The 19645-nt window shown below is 37.5% G+C and carries 19 protein-coding genes; 12 read left to right on the forward strand and 7 right to left on the reverse strand.

Going from position 1 to position 19645, the window contains the following annotated elements:
- The first annotated feature begins 129 nt into the window (after positions 1 to 129).
- Positions 130 to 1764, forward strand: a complete 1635-nt coding sequence (locus tag AB3G38_RS16825; RefSeq protein WP_367864991.1) for an Ig-like domain-containing protein — start codon at positions 130 to 132, stop codon at positions 1762 to 1764.
- A 1-nt stretch (position 1765) separates the two neighbouring features.
- Here AB3G38_RS16825 and AB3G38_RS16830 read toward each other — a convergent pair whose 3' ends face one another.
- Together AB3G38_RS16830 and nadB are read right to left on the reverse strand one after the other, a co-directional pair.
- Positions 1766 to 2275, reverse strand: coding sequence for a gamma carbonic anhydrase family protein (locus AB3G38_RS16830; RefSeq protein ID WP_367864992.1), 510 nt, complete (start codon positions 2273 to 2275; stop codon positions 1766 to 1768).
- Between the two features lie 16 nt (positions 2276 to 2291).
- The gene (gene nadB / locus AB3G38_RS16835; protein ID WP_367864993.1) at positions 2292 to 3878 is read right to left on the reverse strand and encodes an L-aspartate oxidase; all 1587 of its coding nucleotides are present in this window, start codon (positions 3876 to 3878) and stop codon (positions 2292 to 2294) included.
- Positions 3879 to 4276: 398 nt separating this feature from the next.
- Here nadB and nadA point away from each other — a divergent pair, with 398 nt between their 5' ends.
- Positions 4277 to 5269: a quinolinate synthase NadA gene (gene nadA / locus AB3G38_RS16840; protein WP_367864994.1), complete on the forward strand. Its 993-nt coding sequence runs from the start codon at positions 4277 to 4279 to the stop codon at positions 5267 to 5269.
- 110 nt (positions 5270 to 5379) lie between these two features.
- On the forward strand, positions 5380 to 6420 hold the full coding sequence (gene thiL / locus AB3G38_RS16845; RefSeq protein WP_367864995.1) for a thiamine-phosphate kinase: 1041 nt from the start codon (positions 5380 to 5382) through the stop codon (positions 6418 to 6420).
- On the opposite strand, the gene AB3G38_RS16850 is transcribed toward thiL, so the two are convergent.
- A complete protein-coding gene (locus AB3G38_RS16850; RefSeq protein ID WP_367864996.1) occupies positions 6410 to 7738 on the reverse strand; it encodes a DNA recombination protein RmuC in 1329 nt (442 codons plus the stop codon). The genes thiL and AB3G38_RS16850 overlap by 11 nt on opposite strands.
- 345 nt (positions 7739 to 8083) lie before the next feature.
- On the opposite strand from AB3G38_RS16850, the gene AB3G38_RS16855 reads away from it, so the two are divergent.
- On the forward strand, positions 8084 to 8743 hold the full coding sequence (locus AB3G38_RS16855) for a zinc metallopeptidase (protein ID WP_367864997.1): 660 nt from the start codon (positions 8084 to 8086) through the stop codon (positions 8741 to 8743).
- Here AB3G38_RS16855 and apaG read toward each other — a convergent pair.
- The gene (gene apaG / locus AB3G38_RS16860) at positions 8740 to 9126 is read right to left on the reverse strand and encodes a Co2+/Mg2+ efflux protein ApaG (RefSeq protein WP_068404707.1); all 387 of its coding nucleotides are present in this window, start codon (positions 9124 to 9126) and stop codon (positions 8740 to 8742) included. The genes AB3G38_RS16855 and apaG overlap by 4 nt on opposite strands.
- 44 nt (positions 9127 to 9170) lie before the next feature.
- Positions 9171 to 10178: a tRNA dihydrouridine synthase DusB gene (gene dusB / locus AB3G38_RS16865; protein ID WP_367864998.1), complete on the reverse strand. Its 1008-nt coding sequence runs from the start codon at positions 10176 to 10178 to the stop codon at positions 9171 to 9173.
- A 53-nt stretch (positions 10179 to 10231) separates the two neighbouring features.
- On the opposite strand from dusB, the gene AB3G38_RS16870 reads away from it, so the two are divergent.
- The 4 genes from AB3G38_RS16870 to AB3G38_RS16885 are packed head-to-tail and all read left to right on the forward strand — an operon-like array spanning position 10232 to position 12814.
- Entirely contained in the window at positions 10232 to 11164 is a 933-nt protein-coding gene (locus AB3G38_RS16870; RefSeq protein ID WP_367864999.1) for a lysostaphin resistance A-like protein, read from the forward strand.
- Entirely contained in the window at positions 11145 to 11354 is a 210-nt protein-coding gene (locus AB3G38_RS16875) for a DUF2007 domain-containing protein (protein WP_068404701.1), read from the forward strand. Before AB3G38_RS16870 ends, AB3G38_RS16875 begins: the two co-directional genes overlap by 20 nt.
- Positions 11351 to 12160 carry a phosphatidate cytidylyltransferase gene (locus tag AB3G38_RS16880; RefSeq protein ID WP_367865000.1) on the forward strand — a complete coding sequence of 270 codons (810 nt, stop codon included), beginning with the start codon at positions 11351 to 11353 and terminating at the stop codon, positions 12158 to 12160. The genes AB3G38_RS16875 and AB3G38_RS16880 overlap by 4 nt, the downstream gene beginning before the upstream one ends.
- Positions 12161 to 12166: 6 nt before the next feature.
- On the forward strand, positions 12167 to 12814 hold the full coding sequence (locus AB3G38_RS16885; RefSeq protein ID WP_367865001.1) for a hypothetical protein: 648 nt from the start codon (positions 12167 to 12169) through the stop codon (positions 12812 to 12814).
- 28 nt (positions 12815 to 12842) lie between these two features.
- Here the strand turns inward: AB3G38_RS16885 and AB3G38_RS16890 are convergent, their stop codons facing one another.
- Entirely contained in the window at positions 12843 to 13055 is a 213-nt protein-coding gene (locus AB3G38_RS16890) for a DUF3820 family protein (RefSeq protein ID WP_367865002.1), read from the reverse strand.
- Positions 13056 to 13065: 10 nt separating this feature from the next.
- Complete coding sequence (mfd, locus tag AB3G38_RS16895; protein ID WP_367865003.1) at positions 13066 to 16407, reverse strand: transcription-repair coupling factor; 3342 nt, start codon at positions 16405 to 16407, stop codon at positions 13066 to 13068.
- Positions 16408 to 16458: 51 nt separating this feature from the next.
- On the opposite strand from mfd, the gene AB3G38_RS16900 reads away from it, so the two are divergent.
- From AB3G38_RS16900 to AB3G38_RS16915, 4 genes are all read left to right on the forward strand, one after another.
- Complete coding sequence (locus AB3G38_RS16900) at positions 16459 to 16794, forward strand: DUF2752 domain-containing protein (RefSeq protein ID WP_367865004.1); 336 nt, start codon at positions 16459 to 16461, stop codon at positions 16792 to 16794.
- A 17-nt stretch (positions 16795 to 16811) separates the two neighbouring features.
- Positions 16812 to 17174 (forward strand): TM2 domain-containing protein, encoded by a 363-nt coding sequence (locus AB3G38_RS16905; RefSeq protein WP_367865005.1) that lies wholly within the window; start codon positions 16812 to 16814, stop codon positions 17172 to 17174.
- A 27-nt stretch (positions 17175 to 17201) separates the two neighbouring features.
- Positions 17202 to 18299 carry a Nif3-like dinuclear metal center hexameric protein gene (locus tag AB3G38_RS16910; RefSeq protein ID WP_367868773.1) on the forward strand — a complete coding sequence of 366 codons (1098 nt, stop codon included), beginning with the start codon at positions 17202 to 17204 and terminating at the stop codon, positions 18297 to 18299.
- A 541-nt stretch (positions 18300 to 18840) separates the two neighbouring features.
- Positions 18841 to 19584: a zinc ribbon domain-containing protein gene (locus AB3G38_RS16915; RefSeq protein ID WP_183869275.1), complete on the forward strand. Its 744-nt coding sequence runs from the start codon at positions 18841 to 18843 to the stop codon at positions 19582 to 19584.
- Positions 19585 to 19645: the final 61 nt, after the last annotated feature.

Genomic DNA, 19645 nt, shown 5'->3' on the forward strand with positions numbered 1-19645 from the left:
TAATCAATACATTATATATAAAAATAATACAGTCTGAGAGCAGCTTATTTTAAAGCGATATAAGAAGCTTTCAGACTTTTTATATCATAGTTATTAAAAAGATTAAAGATTCTATTACATCGCACATAAATGGCCAAAAACAGCTTATTAAGGATTGCAAGGAGTTTATTTTATACATTTTCAGGAATATCCCTGATTTATGGTTGCGCGAGCATTGGACCGGGTCCTCAGGGAGGCCCAAAAGATAAAACTCCGCCAAAAGTGCTTGCTATGACCCCGAAAAATTTAACCAGAAATTTTAAGGCCAGGAAAATCGTTATCCAGTTTGATGAGTATTTCAAATTGACTGATCAGTACAAGCAGTTCTCCATTTCTCCGGATGTAGAAGTCATGCCCACTTTAAAGATTAAGGATAAGTCACTGGAAATTTCTTTTACAGATTCTCTGGAAAAGAACACAACCTATACACTTAATTTTGGTAAGGCAGTTGGCGACGTGAATGAAGGAAATGTAACTAAAAATCTGACTTATGTTTTTTCAACTGGTGCTTCACTGGACTCTTTAAGTATTTCTGGAAATATTAAAGAATCACAAACAGGCAAACCATTGATCGAGGGTGTTGCTTTTGTACTCCCTCTATCCAGGGACAGTATCTTTGGAAAAAGGAAAGCTTCTATCTATACTTTAACAGACAGCAGCGGAAATTACAAAATCAATAATTTAAGAGCAGATACTTACAAAGTCTATGCACTTAAAGAACAAAGCAGTGATAAGATTTATCAGCAAAGTTCTGATGAAATTGGTTTTGTTAAAGAGCCTCTGGTGCTGAAAAAAGATACTCAAAATGTAAATATGATGGTGTTTAAAGAAGATGCCACACTTTTTAGAATCAATGACAGAAGGCTTAATGCAGACGGAAGTATTTCAATGAACTTCAATCAGAAACTCAAAAAACCAGAAATTGTAGTTACAGAACCTAAAAATCTGGATGCTACTAAATTGGTTAAATTCAACAAAAATGGGGATTCTGTAAAGGTTTGGCTAGCTGATTTAAGCTTTGATTCTACGAAAGTAAGTGTTACTAATGAAGGAAAATTATTGCAAACGGTTACTTTTAACAGAGGTAAAAAAGATACTTATAAAAGAAACGTTGTCGCAACAGACAATATTGAAACCAACTTAATCAACCCGAATAAACCATTTACTCTGACTTTTGGAATACCGGTTGAAGCCGTAGATCCATCAAAGATCACCTTAATGGAAGATTCTGTAGTAAAGACAAATTTCACAGTTGTAAAGGATAGTGCAAACTTCCTCGCATATCACATTATGTATCCCTGGCAACCCAATAATATTTATGAAATCAAGTTTGGTGATGGTGCTTTTACGGGTCTTTTTGCCACTAAAAGCAAAGAGTTTTTAAAGAAATTTCAACTCGCCAAAAAGGATGATTATGGAACTTTACAGGTGAAAATAATTGTTCCCGAACCTAACAAACAGTTCTTGCTGGAAATTACCAATGAAGCAAAAGCATTAGTGAATAGTTTGGTGGTATCCAGAGACACCACCGTAAAATTTGCAAATTACAGAGCTGGAAAATACTTTATCAGAATCATTTACGATACCAATAAAAACGGCGTCTGGGACACTGGTAATGTAAAGCTGGGTTTACAGCCTGAAACTATATATAACGAGCCTAAAGAGCTCTCTATAAGGGCCAACTGGGATAGAAATGAGACGATTACCTTACCTAAGGAAAAATAGCTTATCTGAACCAGTCCGAATACATAATATAGTTATCTGGTAACTTATTTAACAAAGCCCGTTGCTCTTCAGTAATGGGCTTTATTTTTTTAGCAGGTGTTCCTGCATAGAGAAAACCAGTTTCACAGATGGTATTTTCCAACACAACTGATCCGGCACCAATAATACAATATTCTTCCACAACTGCATTGTCCATAACAATAGCCCCCATACCAACCAGTACATGGTCTTTAAGAATACAGCCATGTACAATCGCATTATGCCCTACTGACACTCTGTTACCAATGGTAGTAGCCGCCTTAAGATACGTAGCATGAATCACCGCCCCATCCTGAATGTTACTGTCATTTCCGATTGTAATTGTATTTACATCTCCTCTGATTACTGCATTAAACCATACGGAACAATTATTTCCCATAGTCACATCCCCTACTATAGTTGCATTTGGTGCAATAAAACAATGATTTCCCCATTTAGGGTGTTTATCTAAAACCGGTAAAATAACGGGCATATTCTATATATATATATTAAAAAATAGTATCAATTAATTCTTCAGCATGACCAGGATAATCAGTGGTGTAATGTAATCCTCTGCTCTCTTTTCTCGCCATCGCAGATTTTATAACAGTGAAAGCAACTTGTATGACGTTTCTTAATTCACATAATTTCACAGAAACTTTATTGGCTTTGTAAAATTCTTCAGTTTCTTCATGCAGTAAAAATAAACGCCGCATCGCTCTGTCCAATCTAAAATCTGAACGGACGATTCCCACATAATCACTCATGAGTTTTTGAGTTTCGCGCAGATTATGCGTAACCAGAATATCTTCATCAGACTGAACTACTCCATGATCATTCCACTCTGGTATATTTTCAGGAATAACATTATCCTTAAATTTTTCTACAGCATCCAGATAAATCCGGTGCGCAAAAACAGGGGCTTCCAGTAAAGAATTTGAAGCTAAACGGTTTGCTCCATGTAATCCAGTGGAAGAACATTCTCCGCAAGCATATAAATTATGAATAGAAGATCTTCCAAATTCATCCACCAAAATTCCACCACACATATAATGTGCAGCTGGAGTAACGGGAATTAAATCTTTAGTCATGTCTATACCTATAGATAAACACTTCGCATAAATATTAGGAAAGTGTGTCAGAATGTCAGTCTTTGAACGATGCCTGATATCCAGATAAACGAAATCTTCACCCGATTTTTTCATCTCAGAATCTATTGCTCTGGCCACAATATCACGCGGCGCCAATGAGCCTCTTTCATCATATTCGTACATAAATTCATCACCATTCTTACGCCTCAAAACGCCTCCAAAGCCCCTTACAGCTTCCGATATTAAGAAGGAAGGATACTCTCCAGGGTTATATAAAGCGGTAGGGTGAAACTGAATGAACTCCATATTCCTCAATTTTCCCTTTGCACGGTAAACCATTGCCATCCCATCACCAGTTGCAATTACTGGATTTGTGGTGCTGGAATACACATGTCCGGCGCCGCCCGAAGCCAGCACAGTTACCTTTGCTAGTATCTTTTCCACATCGTTAAGCTCTGTATTAAAGGCATATACACCAAAACAGTTAATAACTTTAGTACTCTTGTCAACAAACAATCCGAGGTGATGCTGGGTAATTAACTCCAGACAGAAGTAATGTGTTAATATCTCTATGTTCGGATTCTCATGAATTTGCTGCAATAAAACACTCTCAATTTCGTACCCTGTAACATCTTTATAGTGTAAAACACGGTGCTCTGAGTGTCCTCCCTCCTTCGCAAGATCATAGACGCCTGCCGGGTCCTTGTCAAATTTAATTCCGTAATCTATGATCTCCTGGATACGCTGAGGACCTTCTTTCACCACGATTTCCACAATTGCCGGATCGCAAAGTCCATCACCAGCAATTAAAGTGTCGTGAATATGCTTTTCAAAAGAATCATCTTTATCCACAACTACAGCTACACCACCCTGGGCATATTTTGTATTGGATTCATCCTCGTTTGATTTTGTAATAATTAAAACTTTACCATGCTTAGCGGCCTTTAAAGCGAAGCTCAAGCCCGCAATCCCCGATCCTATTACTAAAAAGTCTGTATTCTTCATTGAATTGTGCTAAATCCGCCTTATTGTTAACAACGTTAGAAATATGTTGATTACTTGTCTAAATAAATAGAGTAACTATTTAAGAATGTTTAAAGCTAAGGTAAAATGAGAATTAGACACAATATTTTAAGTTATTTTTCAGCAACTTTGCATGAGTTATTAACTTTTTACTACCAACTAACTAATAAACATCTGAGTATGGATAAGTTTTTAATCTTAAAAATATCTAATTGTTAATCAGCGTATTTTTTGAAAAAAAAAGTGATTTATTTGTTGATAAGTATAGAACAAGTTATAAAAACGAATAAAAACAGGAGAGTTACAAACATTACTAACACACTAATAAACAATAGAAATCTATTTATATTAAATAATTATTAATTATTGAAACGTTGAAAATGGATACCTTAGAAGAATTGAACAGAAGAGGATTTGTAGAAGAAAGTATCGACCCAACACTTGATCTTTTTGCGGAAATTGAAAAATTAAAAAAAGAGAAAAATGCGATAATCCTGGCACATTATTACCAAGAACCTGATATACAGGATGTTGCTGACTATATTGGGGACAGTTTAGGACTTTCTCAGGAAGCGGCCAGAACTGAGGCAGATGTGATTGTTTTTGCAGGAGTGCATTTTATGGCAGAAACGGCAAAAATTCTCTCTCCGGAAAAAAAGGTTTTATTACCAGATTTAAAGGCAGGTTGCTCATTAGCAGATAGTTGTCCGCCACATTTGTTTAAAAAGTTTAAAGAGAAATACCCGGATCACCTGGTCATTACCTACGTGAATTGTACGGCAGAGCTAAAAGCGATGAGTGATATCGTCTGTACCTCAACCAATGCGGTTCAAATTGTAGAAAGTCTGCCAAAAGAGCAGAAGATTATTTTTGGTCCGGATAAAAATCTGGGTGCCTGGGTGGCGAAAAAAACTGGCAGGGATCTGGTTTTGTGGAATGGTGCCTGTATGGTTCATGAAATATTTTCGAGAGAGAAAATAACCAAGTTAAAAGAGCGCCATCCGAATGCAAAATTTATTGCGCATCCGGAATGTGAGGAAGCTGTATTGCAGATGGCAGATTATATCGGATCTACAACAGGATTGTTGAATTATTCCATCAAAAGTGATGCAAAAGAATTTATTGTAGCTACAGAAAGTGGTATAATTCACCAGATGGAAAAGGCAAATCCGGCAAAAACTTTTATTCCGGCGCCGCCGAATAATAATTGTGCTTGCAATGATTGCCCGTATATGAAGAGAAATACTTTGGAAAAATTGTATCTGTGTTTAAAAAACGGATCGCCAGAAGTTACTGTGCCAGAGCATATTATCAGAGAGGCTAGAAAACCAATTGAAAGAATGCTGGAAATATCAGCAAGTCTTGGCTTATAGGAATTGTTAACTTTTTAACTTTCCTAACAACTGTTAATAAGTTTAAAAGCTTTAAAAACAGCGGTAAAAACCTATGGAAAATTCCAGCGGTTAATATTTATAAAAAAAATATGTTTGAGAATAAAGAACGTACAGAATTAGGTGAATTAGGTGAATTTGGCTTGATTGAACACCTGACAAATAATTTTAAAATTAGACATGAAAGTAGTGTCAAAGGGATTGGTGATGATGCTGCGGTATTACATTCGGGCGATAAAGAAATCTTAATTTCTACAGATTTATTGCTGGAAGGAATTCATTTCGACCTGGCTTACGTACCCTTGATGCACCTGGGGTATAAAGCTGTTCAGGTAAATTTAAGTGATATCTATGCGATGAATGGAGTGGCTACCCAGATTACTGTTTCTATTGGAGTTTCAAGCAAGTTTCCACTGGAAGCTGTAGAAGAAATTTACAAAGGAATAGAGCTGGCTTGTAATAAGTTCAACATTGATTTAATTGGTGGAGATACTTCTTCCAGCAAACAAGGGTTAGTACTGAGTGTAACGAGTATCGGCTATGCTGCAAAAGCAGATATTTGTTATAGAAATGGTGCTGCTGATGGCGATTTAATTTGTGTTTCCGGTGATTTGGGTGGTGCTTATGTAGGCCTTCAGATTTTAGAAAGAGAAAAACAGATTTTCCTGGAAAACCCTAATATTCAACCTGATCTGGAAGGAAAAGATTATATTATTGAAAGACAATTGAAGCCTGAAGGAAGAAGAGATATCGTGGATCTGCTGGCCCAGATGAAAATTGTTCCAACTGCAATGATCGATATTTCGGATGGTCTGGCTTCTGATATTATGCACATCTGCAAGCAATCTGAGAAGGGATGTACTTTGTATGAAGATAAATTTCCAATTGATCCGATGACTTATGAAACTGCAAGAGAACTTGGACTTGATCCAACTGTTTGTGCGTTAAATGGTGGTGAAGATTATGAATTGTTATTTACGATCAAACAAGAAGATTATACAAAATTAAAGCATGATGTGGATATTACTGTAATTGGTCATATCACGGATAAAGCTTCAGGCTGTAAAATGATCTCTAAATCAAGTGTTGTCCATGAATTGAAAGCACAGGGCTGGAACGCATTTAAATTATAGGATTTTCATCCTCTATTAAAGCTGGGTCTAAAAATTTCCGATCAATTTGTTTGGTAGTTTTTGCACCCAGCTTTTTTATTTTATCGGCTGTATTAGCCAGATTTCCTGTTCCGGCTGACAGTTTACCCATTGCTTTGTCATAAGCATCCTGGCTTTGTCTGATATTTCTTCCAATACTTTCCATATCAGTTACAAAACCAACAAATTTATCATACATGCTGCCACTTAAACGCGCTATTTCAAGCACATTTCTATTTTGTCTTTCTTGTTTCCATATACTTGAAATGGTGCGCAGGGTAGCGAGTAAAGTAGAAGGGCTCACCATAACTACTTTTCTTTCCCAGGCATAATTAAAAAGTTCTGCGTCCTTTTGAACTGCAATACCAAATGAAGATTCTATGGGGATGAAAAGAAGCACAAAATCAGGCGAGTTGATCTGGTAAAGTGCCTGGTAATTTTTTCCGGATAAATCCTGAATATGATTTTTCAAAGAAAGTAAGTGCTGCTTGACAAATATTTCTCTTTCTTCTTCTGTTTCGGCAGTAACGTATTTTTCATAAGCAATCAGTGAAACTTTAGAGTCGACTACGATGTGTTTATCTTCGGGCAGATCGATAATTACATCGGGCTGAACCCTGTTGCCTGTTGCGGTATTAAAACTCGATTGTATCCGGTATTCCTGATCTTTAACGAGTCCGGAACGTTCCAGTACACGTTCCAGGATCACTTCTCCCCAGTTACCTTGCTTTTTGTTATCGCCTTTCAATGCTTTGGTCAGGTTATTTGCATCCTCTTGTATTTGTTTGCTCTGATCCATCAATTGTGAAATGACGCCCTTGAGTATATTGCGCTCGTCTGACTCCGCTTTGTATACCCGGTCGACCTTTTCCTCGAATGCTTTAATATTCTCCTTTAGCGGGCTTAAAATAAGATCCATATTGGCTTTATTGTTCGCGGTGAATTTGGAAGTTTTTTCTTCGAGTATCTGATTGGCGATATGCTCAAATTCCATTTTGAATTTTTGCTGTATCCCTGCTATATATTTTTCCTGTTCTGTTTGCTTGTCTACTTGTGCTTTAAGCATCTCTTCTGCTTTGACGGCACGGCTTCTTTCATCCATAAAACCTGTTCGCAAATCAATGATTTCGTCTTCCAGGCGTTGTTTTTCTTCTTTGTAATAGCTCAAAATCTTTTCATGTTCTGCCTCTTTCAAACACAACAGGTCGGTCTGATTATTAACTGCACCGGGTTTTTTTAATAAAATGAAAAAAAGAAAGATGATGACTACGATCAGTAATACTATAATCAGGATATTCATTTGCTAATATTTTTATCAAAAATCTGTATTATAAACGATTTTAACAACTATTTTAGTATTTATATGCCTGCTAATGATGAAGTTTTTAGAAGACATCGGGTTATTTAATTAAGAATATACTGATTCATTTTAAATAATGAAAAGGTTATTTTATTAATGAACAGGTAATAAATTAATTAATAAGAGTGTTTTTTAATTCTGATAAGGCATTTTAATCAAAGAATGGCTGTTTTATTGAAATATTGTTGAAATTCAAGATTATGGGAACAATTTTTGATTTACAGCATTGAATAAATGTGATATCAAGAGATGGCGACCTATTTGTTTTTTATAATTCCGATGTTGATGCTCAGCATTTTTGTGCAATGGAAGTTCAGACATAAATTTGGCAGATATGCGGAAATGCAGTTGAATTCTGGATTTTCAGGACATGAGATTGCAGAAAAAATGCTGCATGACAATGGTATATATGATGTGCGGGTGATGAATGCAGACGGTCAGTTAACAGATCATTATAATCCGGCAGATAAGACAGTTAATTTAAGTACAGATGTTTATTATGGCAGAAGTGTTGCGGCCGCAGCTGTAGCTGCTCATGAATGCGGACATGCGGTTCAGCATGCTAAATCCTATTATTGGCTTCAATTCAGAACAAACATGGTCCCTGTGGTCAGTATATCTTCTAATCTTTTACAATGGGTGCTTATTATAGGTATTTTGCTGATTGGTTTTACAGGTAATCCTTTTGTACTTGGAATGGGTGTAGCAGGTTTGGTACTGATTACTATATTTAGCTTTATCACCCTGCCTGTTGAATTTGATGCGAGTAAAAGAGCTTTAATATGGCTTAAAAACAATCAGGTAGTTATGCATAGTTACGAGGAAAATGCGCAGGCTAAAGATGCTTTATGGTGGGCAGCAATGACCTACGTGGTAGCTGCCCTTGGTGCTTTATCCAATCTATTGTACTATGCTTCGATGTTATTTGGAAGAAATAAAAATTAATTCAAACGGTAAGGTACAATCAATTGAAATTCAGGAATATCAACTGTAAAGTCACTTTCATCTGCGGTACGGTGCATCAGGTAATTTCCTGACATTGATCCCATATCTGTTGTTAAATTACATCCGGAAACGTAAGAATAGCTCTCTCCTGGTTCTATTACCGGCTGAATTCCAACAACACCTTCTCCCTCTACTTCTCTTTGTGTACCATTGGAATCAAAGATGAACCATTGACGGCGCATTAATTGTATTGAATAATCTGACAGATTTTCTACAGAAATCTGGTAAGCAAACATAAAATGTTCTTTCTCAGGGTTGGAATATTCTTCCTGATACACCGTATCTACCGAAATCTTAACGCCTTGTGTAATCGCTGTGACCATTGTAATCTAAATTCTAATCTTATTTATGAAGTGTTTTTCAAAAATCAAGCCATTTCTCCTTCCAGGAGCAGGTGATGATATTTATCTGCCACTTCGTCTAAAATAGCATGAATTATTTCAATATTGTCTTCTTTGACCAATAACATTCTATAGTTCTTAAAGTCAGGTAAACCCTTGAAATAATTAGCATAATGACGTCTCATTTCAAAAATACCTACTTTTGGACCTTTCCAGGCAATAGATTTATCTAAATGGGTCCTGCAAACTGAAACTCTTTCTGCAACAGTAGGGCCGGCGAGTTTTTCCCCGGTTTTGAAGAAATGTGCAATTTCTCTGAAAATCCATGGGTAACCAATTGCAGCTCTCCCAATCATGATTCCGTCTACTTCAAATTCTCTGCGCCAATCTAATGCTTTCTGAGGACTATCAACGTCTCCGTTACCGAAAACCGGAATCTTGATCCTTGGATTTCTTTTAATATCCCTGATCATCCGCCAGTCAGCTTCGCCTTTATACATTTGCGATCTTGTTCTTCCGTGAATAGTCAGTGCCTGAATACCGATATCCTGCAATCTTTCGGCTACTTCATCTACGTTTTTAGTGTTATCATCCCAACCTAAGCGGGTTTTAACGGTAACAGGTAAATGAGTGGCTTTGACTACGGCTTCAGTCATTTTCACCATCTTATCTATATCCTGTAAAAGCGCAGATCCTGCACCTTTACAGGCCACCTGCTTCACAGGACAGCCATAGTTGATATCAATCAGGTCTGGTTTGGCCAGGGTAGCAATTTCAGTTGCTTCGTGCATGGTCGATATTTCACTTCCGAAAATCTGAATACCAATGGGTCTTTCATACTCAAAAATATCAAGTTTCTGCCTGCTTTTAGCTGCATCACGTATCAGCCCTTCAGAAGAAATGAATTCTGTGTACATCATATCCACACCGCTTTGTTTACATACAAAACGGAAAGGCGGATCGCTTACATCTTCCATTGGTGCCAGCAATAATGGGAACTCTCCCAAGTCAATATTTCCTATCTTTACAGACATTTTTCTATCTTCAATCCAAAATTAAAAGACAAAGGTACAAACTATTCCCAATAATGAATTTCATTTACAAAGAGGTAGAAGAAAAGGATGCTTATATACAGCTACTTATGATTCTGTGTTATACGATATTAGGTTTGGTTGTGGGCTCTGTACTGAGTTTAGCTGTAGTAGTGGGTATTTACGGAACTGACGGTTTAAGTAATGCTGCTGTTTTAATGAGCGGAGATGCCAGTTCTATTGCTGTTCTTAAAATTTCACAGGTGTTAACAACGGGTTGTATGTTCATTTTGCCACCTTTAATGCTTGCCTGGACGGAAAAAATTAAAATCAGTAGTTTTTACAGTTTTAAAAAACCAACCGCTTCTCTTCTTTTTTTAGTCGTTTTAATTATGCTTTGTTCGATGCCTTTAATGGAATGGATTGGGCTGGTTAATCAAAAAATGGTACTTCCTGAATTTCTAAAACCAGTTGAAAACTGGATGCGGAGTAAAGAGGATGAAGCCATGAAAATGACAATTTTATTATTAAACACAAAGAATATTTCTGATTATCTGATCAATATTCTGGTGATTGCATTGCTGCCGGCTATAGGGGAAGAACTCATGTTCAGAGGAGGTATTCAACGGTCATTTACTAAAATGTTCAAGAATCCGCATGTAGCCATATGGATTTCTGCATTTATTTTTAGTGCTATACATCTTCAGTTTTTTGGATTTTTCCCAAGGTTATTTTTAGGAGCAGCATTTGGTTACATTTATTGGTGGACGGGTAGTTTATGGTATGCGATGCTGGCGCACTTTTTAAACAATGCTTATGCGGTTAGTGTAGCCTGGTATTTGCAAAAACATAATATTCCTTTAACTGAGGCAGATAATTCTTCAAATTTTCCATGGTATGCATATGTTATTAGCTTAATTTTGAGCATATTTTTATTTAAGTATTTAAAAAACAAAACCACATCAGGCAATGGAAAACAATTGGGTTAAGGTTTATACCACAGAAAATCCTGTGACAGCAGAGATTATCAAACAAGGATTAATAGAAAATGATATTGCTGCGGTAATTATGAATAAAAAAGATTCTTCATACCAGACTTTTGGTGTGATTGAAGTATTAGTGAATCAAAAGGACTTTGATGCTGCGGATACTTATATAAAATCGACAGAAACGGAATGAAAACCAGAGCAATAACGGCCTTCTTTTTTACGATTGTAATGTTAGGCTCTATTTTTCTTGGCGCCTGGACTTTTACTTTCTTTTACTTGTTTTTAAGTGTTTTTTCTCTCGCAGAGTTTTATAAACTGATTAAAACATCCGGAATCAGACCGCATCGGAATATTGGTTTGGTGGTAAGTGCATTCATGTTTTTAATTACTGCTGGTTATCATTTGTATCAATTTGATACAAAATATTTATTATTGCTGATTCCACTGGTTTCGGCAGTTTTCCTGGGTGAACTTTATAAAAAGGATAAGATTCCATTTGGCAATATTGCCTATACGTTTGTGGGCTTTGTTTATGTAACAGTTCCTTTTTGTTTTTTCTATTCTTTAGCATTTATACAGGATTTTAAAACGCACAATTATCATTTGCCACTGGCTTTTTTACTCTTGTTATGGGCTAGTGATACTGGTGCTTACTTATTTGGAAGAAAATTGGGAAATCATAAATTGTTTGAGCGCCACTCTCCGAAAAAAACCTGGGAAGGATTTTTTGGTGGTATGCTAACCAGTATATTAGTTTCTTTCGTGATTTCTTTATTTTTTAAAGAGATACCATTTCTGGTCTGGGCGGGTATGGCTGTTTTAATTGTAAGTTTTGGTACACTTGGAGATCTGGTAGAATCTATGCTGAAGAGAAGTCTGAATGCTAAGGACTCGGGTACACTTTTACCAGGACATGGTGGTTTACTGGACAGATTTGACGGGTTACTAATTGCTGCACCTGTAGTTTTTGCGTATTTATATCTTGTTTTAAACTAATTATTGATGAAAAAATCTGCTTATATTATTTTGCTGTTGCTAGTTGTTTTTGCGGGCTGTAACCAGAAATCCGGATCAGGCAAAAATGGTTCAGATGCGGTAAAGGGTAAAGGATTACGGAAACAAAATGATAACTCTCCTGCCGCTAAACGCGCTTTGATGATTGCTGAATTGAAAAAGATGCAACAGTCTTTCATGGCTAAAGATGTCAATCAGATTGAACAATATTTTGATTTTCCACTGGCAGACAGTACCATGTCTATGTTTGATGTCAATGAGGAATTTGACCAGGTAAGAAAAGCGAATGGTGGAAAAATCAGCAGGGAACTTTTTATCAAAAATTTTAATGATATCTACGATTACTTTCAAATGGGAGGCTTCAATGACCTTTTTAAAGCTGTTGATGTGGCTGAGCTGAGCGCAAAGCCCAAGCTGGAAAGTGAATCGCACGTGGAAGATGAGGGCTGTTATTCTTTTTATGTAGTCCAGATTGACGGCGATACCGTAAGCCTGCAATATGGAACAAATTCAGATCCTAAATACAGGGAAGCACATCCCGACCAGGAAGAAGTTTGTGGGGAATCTGCGCAGCAGTGGACTTTCAAACTGGAAGGAGGCCGCCTGCGTTTTATCAAAGAAGTAACCGCCGGATAAGTTCATCCAGCGGTATCTTATGCTTAAATTATTTTTTTCTCAGCGGTTTCAACAGATATTCTAATCCGTTTAACCTGATTTCGTACATAGTCCCGATCAGTTCTCCAAGTTTACCCGGAGGAAGCCCCTGGTTATTAAACCAGATCAGGTAAGATTCTGGTAAGTCGCAGATTATTTTGTCTTTGTATTTACCAAAAGGCATCTTAAAAGTAACCAGATCGTTTAATAGTTGTGGGTTCATCCTGATTTATTTATTCTGCAACCATTTGCAGCATTTGAATAGCTTCATCTACCGTTTTCAGATCTTCAAAAGCGATTCTTAAAGTGTTTTTAACTTCTTTCAGGTTACACATCCGGGGATGCTGCTGTGCGAAGGTTAATATTTTATGGAACATTGGGGAGTCAAAGAAATTAGATTGTTTATCTGCAATAAAATAACCTCTCAATACTCCTTTCTTGAAGCTCAGTTTTTCAAATCCAAGCTTTTTAGCTGTCCATTGTAACCGCAGCACATTCAACATCGTTTTTACGGGCTTCGGAACACTACCAAAGCGGTCTTTTAAGGACGTTTCAAAGGCGGCCAGCTGTAATTCGTTATCCAGCTTGGATAGTTCCGTATAGAGGTTGTATCGCTCTGTAATATTGGTTACGTAATCATCCGGAATGTATAATTCCAGATCCGTATCGATTTGTGTAAAAGTGACAAACGGCCTTTCTTTATCATCTTTGAACAATTCTTTGAATTCATCAGCTTTAAGTTCCTGTATGGCTTCATCTAATATCTTGTGGTACATTTCAAAGCCTATCTCGGCAATAAACCCGCTTTGTTCAGCACCCAGGAGGTTTCCACTGCCGCGAATATCCAGGTCACGCATGGCAATATTGAAACCGCTGCCCAGATCAGAAAATTCTTCAATGGCACTTAAACGTTTCCTGGCTTCGGAGGTAAGGGTGGATAAAGGTGGACTTAACAGATAACAGAAGGCTTTTTTATTAGATCTTCCTACCCTTCCACGCATCTGGTGCAGATCACTCAAACCAAACATGTGAGCATGGTTAATAATGATGGTATTCGCATTTGGAATATCCAGTCCTGCTTCGATAATGGTCGTAGCAACAAGCACATCCTTTTCTCCATTAATGAAATCAAGCATGACATCTTCCAGTGCATCTCCGTCTAATTGTCCGTGAGCAATACCTATACGGGCTTTTGGAACGAGTGTTTGTATCAGACCGCCGAGTTGTGGCAGATCATTTACCCGGTTATGAATAAAAAATACTTGTCCTCCACGATCCAGTTCAAATTGTACTGCTTCCTGGATCAGTTTATCATTGAATACGTGAAGTTCAGTATTCACAGGCTGCCGGTTTGGTGGCGGGGTACTCATAATAGACAGATCCCTTGCACCCATCAGCGAAAAGTGCAGGGTTCTTGGTATTGGTGTAGCAGTAAGTGTAAGGGTATCTACGTTGACACGCAGTGCACGGAGTTTTTCTTTGGCAGTAACACCAAATTTCTGTTCTTCATCGATAATCATAATGCCGAGTGATTTGAATTTCACGTCTTTACTTAATAAACGATGTGTTCCGATAATGATGTCGACTTTACCTTCTTCTACTTGTGCCAGTGTTTCTTTGATCTGTTTATTGGTCTTGAAACGGTTAATATAATCTACTTTACAAGGAAACTCTTTTAGTCTTCCTGAAAATGTTTTGAAATGCTGTAAAGCAAGAATAGTCGTTGGAACCAGCACTGCAGCCTGCTTACCATTTGCTACGGCTTTAAATGCAGCTCTGATGGCTATTTCTGTTTTTCCGAAACCTACGTCACCACAAACCAGCCTGTCCATTGGATGCGGAGCTTCCATATCCTTTTTAACATCATTGGTGGCTTTCATCTGATCGGGTGTATCTTCATAAATGAAGGAAGCTTCCAGTTCAGTTTCCAGATAACCGTCAGGATCAAACGCGGTTCCTACCTGTGATTTTCTCAGGGCATAAAGCTTGATCAGGTCCCGGGCAATGTCTTTAACTTTTTTTTTTGTAGTCTTTTTTAGTTTATCCCAGGCTTCTGTACCCAGTTTATTCATTTTTGGTGGTGTACCGTCTTTTCCGCTGTATTTTGCAATACGGTTTAAAGAGTTGATATTCACGTAAAGCAAATCATTATCAGCGTATACCAACCGGATCATTTCCTGCGTTTTGCCATTGACTTCTACCTTTTCCAAACCGGCATATTTACCTATACCATGGTCTATATGGGTAACGAAATCGCCAGGTTTCAGATCTCTCAGATCTTTCATGGTAATGGCCTGGCTGCGCTGATAACCTCTTTTTAACTTATATTTATAGAAGCGGTCAAAGATCTGGTGATCGGTGTAAAAGGCTATGGATTGTTGCGGATCAATAAAACCTTCCCTTAACTGAATATTAACAGGAACGAACTTCGCGGTTTTGTCAATATCGTCCAATATAGCATATAACCTCTCGGTTTGTTTAGGGGAAGAGCTGGAAATAAAATTATGAATTCCGTTTTTCTCGTTTTCTTTTAAATTATGGATCAGCAGATTAAAATCTTTATTGAAAGATGGCTGTGGCTTAGTATCAAACAGGAAAACGTGGTCGGTTTTATAAAAGAATTGCTTACCAAATTCTATCACCGGGAAATCATGCAGGATGTCTCCAATCATTCTTTCGTCAGAGAAAGCAAATTTCGGGTCAATCCAGTCCAGGTTTTCCTGTTTTTCTTTCGCAGGAAGTGCTTTCCATAATTCTACGGCCTTTTTATAACCAGTTTTAATGATGTCCAAAGTGAATTCTACATCTTTAAACCAGAGTTGAGTGTCTTTCTCCACATAATCCAGCAAGTTAATATTGCTTTCTGTAAGGTACTTGGACTGTACGTTAGGAATAATAGTAAAGGTCTTGACATCTTCTACGGAAAGCTGGCTTTCTATTTCGAATGTACGTATGCTCTCTACTTCATCCCCAAAAAATTCTATCCGGTAAGGAAGATCATGAGAGAAGGAGAAAATATCAACGATACCACCCCGGATAGAGAACTGGCCGGGTTCATAAACGAAATCAGTGCGGTTAAAATCATAATCAACAAGAAATTCGTTGATAAAGTCAATACCCAGTTTTACACCCAGACTTATTTCAAGCGTATTTTTTTCGAGAACATCTCTGTTGATTACCTTTTCGGCAAGCGCTTCAGGATAAGTAACCACGATTTTTCCAAAGGAAGAATTGTGGTTCAGCTCATTAAGCACTTCTGCTCTTGCCAGTACATTAGCAGTATCCACCTGGGTGAAGTCGAAGGCTTTACGGAAAGAAGATGGAAAAATTAAGACTTCTTTTTCAAGTATACTTTCCAGATCTGCCATAAAATAAGCAGCTTCTTCTCTGTCAGGAAGGATAAATAATTGTGGCTTATGCAGCAGGAAGTAGGTGGTAACGGCAACTGTAGCATCGGCAGAGCCTACTAAACCTTTTAATTGAAGTTTATTACCTTTACCCGAATTGAGGGTCTTTGCAAGCGCTTCGATGCGCTCATCAGTTTTATATCTATTGATCAGGTCACGGATGTTCACCTCACAAAGATAATATTTATGATTTGCTAATATGTAACAATGCGGCCATTTATGACTCTAAAATTCAAAAGCGTGATGCTTAACTGGTTAGGTTGCTTACCACTGGAATTGATTTTCTGGGTGACAGGTTTAGCGTTACTGGCCATTGCAGAACCGCAAAGCCATGGGCAGGAACATCATTTTACCTTTTGCCCTTTAGCAAACCTGGGCATGGACTGGTGTCCGGGCTGCGGACTGGGCAGGTCGGTTACGCAATTGTTCCATGGTCATCTGGAGGAGAGTTTTCATCAGCACTGGCTGGGGATACCTGCGGTAATCATTATCGGGTTGAGAATTATCACACTTGGCCAGTACGAGTGGAAAAAAAATAAGAATAGAAAAAATTAAATATAAGGAGAGAGATTATGTACAATTCACCATTTATGATGCTTCCGGGCATCACGCCTCAGGAGTTTTCTTACTTGCAGTCTATGACAGCGGGTTTTAATGAGCAGCAGCTGAATGGATTTCTAATGATTTACAATAGCAAAAGACGAAATCCGGATGATATGGTACTTTATTGTGTTTTAGGTTTTTTTGTACCTGGATTATCCAGGTTTCTGGTAAACCAGATCGGGATGGGAATTCTTTACTTCTTTACTTTTGGCTTATGTATGATCGGAACAATTATCGACCTGGTTAACTATAAAAACCTGGCTTTTGAATACAATCAAAAGGTAGCTTTTGAAAGTTTGCAAATGGCGAAAATGGGTACAATTACCCAATAATTAAATCTTATAGTATCTTTACATATGATGAGATTAGCTGTAATTACTAAACATCTGGAGGCTTATGCACCGTTAAATTATCAGGAAGATTATGATAATTCGGGCTTGCTGACGGGAGATATGAACCAGGAAATCACAGGGGCTTTAGTTGCGCTTGATTGTACTGAAGATATTGTTGATGAGGCCATTGCCAGAAACTGTAATCTGATTATTACGCATCATCCGATTGTTTTCAAAGGATTGAAAAAGTTTACGGGCAAGAACTATGTAGAGCGCGTTATTGTTAAAGCGATTAAGCATAACATTGCTTTATATGCGATCCATACGAATCTTGATAGTGTACAAAATGGAGTGAATGGAGTGATTTGTAAACGTCTGGGCTTAAAACAGCCGAAAATTCTTGCACCTAAAAACGGAATCCTGAAAAAGCTGGTTACTTTCTGCCCAACGGCGCAGGTGACCAGGTTAAGAGAGGCTCTTTTTGCTGCGGGAGCAGGAAATATTGCGAATTATAGTGAATGTAGTTTTAATGCAGTGGGTGTAGGTACGTTTAAGGCTTCGGCTGGTACACAGCCTTTTGTTGGTCAGCAAGGGGTGCAGCACCAGGAGCCTGAAGTTAGAATTGAGACTGTATTTTTAATTCAGGACGAAAGGAAAGTATTGCTCGCATTGCTTGAAAATCATCCTTATGAAGAGGTTGCCTATGATATCTATCCACTTGAAAATAAATTAAATACCGTTGGAGCTGGAATGGTCGGCTGGTTGGAAGAAGAGATGGATATGGCAGATTTTCTGAGGTTTGTAAAATCGAGGATGAATGTCAGCGTGATCAGGCATACGAAAGATACGGGCCGGAAAATTAAAAAGGTGGCTGTTTGCGGCGGTTCTGGTAGTTTTTTGCTGGGAAATGCGCTTGCAGCTGGTGCCGATGCTTTTATTACGGCAGATTTCAAGTATCATGAGTTTTTTGATGCGGACGGAAAGCTGATTATTGCTGATATCGGACATTTTGAAAGTGAGCAGTTCACTTCTGATTTACTAGTAGATATCCTGCAAAGGAAATTTCCTGAACTGGCGGTTCGTTTAACGGAAGTTGATACCAATCCGATCAATTACTTTTATTAAATAAAATAGTTAAAACGTGGGTTAGCCATACACTAACCCACGTTTTTTTATGGTTTGGTTTCTTCTGCTTTCGCGTCATAATCTACGATCGCAACACTCCAACTGCTGGTCAATGATATTTTGCAGAGCAAACAGATTAAGCAATCAGCTATAATATGGTAATATCTCTGCTTATAGCCATAACAGACCCGACAACCGCGCTGTAGTACTCTCTTTCAGTTACCATTTGGTGGAGATGGAACAAGGTGGTAAACAAAGAAGTAAGGCTGGTGAAGACTTAAAAGGAAAGTTGAAATAAGGAGGGTATGCGGGATAAAATATTTAATTAAAAGCCAATCAGCAGATTAATAGTAAATTGTATGGCTGAAAGAAAATATAATACTTATCTTTGCAAGCTTTAGCAATAGACTATATGACAATTAATTCCTATATTTTGAGGAATTGTATTTTGTTTTGAGTCTGTGCAAGAGCTAAGAAACAGTTAAAGAACTGACAATTAGTCAAATATAATTATACCCATACCCATAAATTATTTCATTTAATGGAACAAACTGTAGAGCAAAAGCTGAAAGCTTTATACGAATTACAAACCCTTCATACAAAAATTGATAAAATACGTCAGATTCGTGGTGAATTGCCAATGGAAGTGGCTGATTTAGAAGATGAAGTAGCGGGATTGGATACACGTATACAAAAATTCAAAGCTGAATTGGATGAAACCGAAGATGCTATTGTAACACGTAAAAATATGATCAAGGAATCTCAGGCTTTGATTAAAAAATATGATACTCAGTTAAAAGAGGTAAAAAATAATCGTGAGTATGATGCTTTAACAAAAGAAGTAGAGATCCAATCTCTTGAAATTCAGGTTTGTGAAAAGAAAATCAGAGAATATGGATTTGATATCTCTTCTAAAACTGAAGTTTATGAGAAAGCTTTAGCTGATCAGGAGTCAAGAAAGAAAGACCTGGAAATCAAAAGAGGAGAATTACAAACGATTACATCTGAAACTGAAAAAGACGAGCAGGTTTTAAATAAAAAAGCGGAGAAAGCTGAGTCTGTAATTGAAGAAAGATTATTAATTGCTTACAGAAGATTAAGAGGAAACGCGAACAATGGACTTGCTGTGGTAACTATCGACCGTGATTCTTGTTCCGGATGTTTCAACCAAATCCCACCTCAACGTCAGTTAGATATTCGTCAGCGTAAAAAAATCATCGTATGTGAGCATTGCGGAAGGATTTTAGTTGATGAGGCTTTAACATTAGAAAATGTACCAGCGTAATTAAGTAATTATTGCTAATCCTATAAACGAAACGGTCAGATTGTAATCTGGCCGTTTTTTT

The sequence above is a fragment of the Pedobacter sp. WC2423 genome, assembly GCF_040822065.1.
GTDB lineage: Bacteria > Bacteroidota > Bacteroidia > Sphingobacteriales > Sphingobacteriaceae > Pedobacter.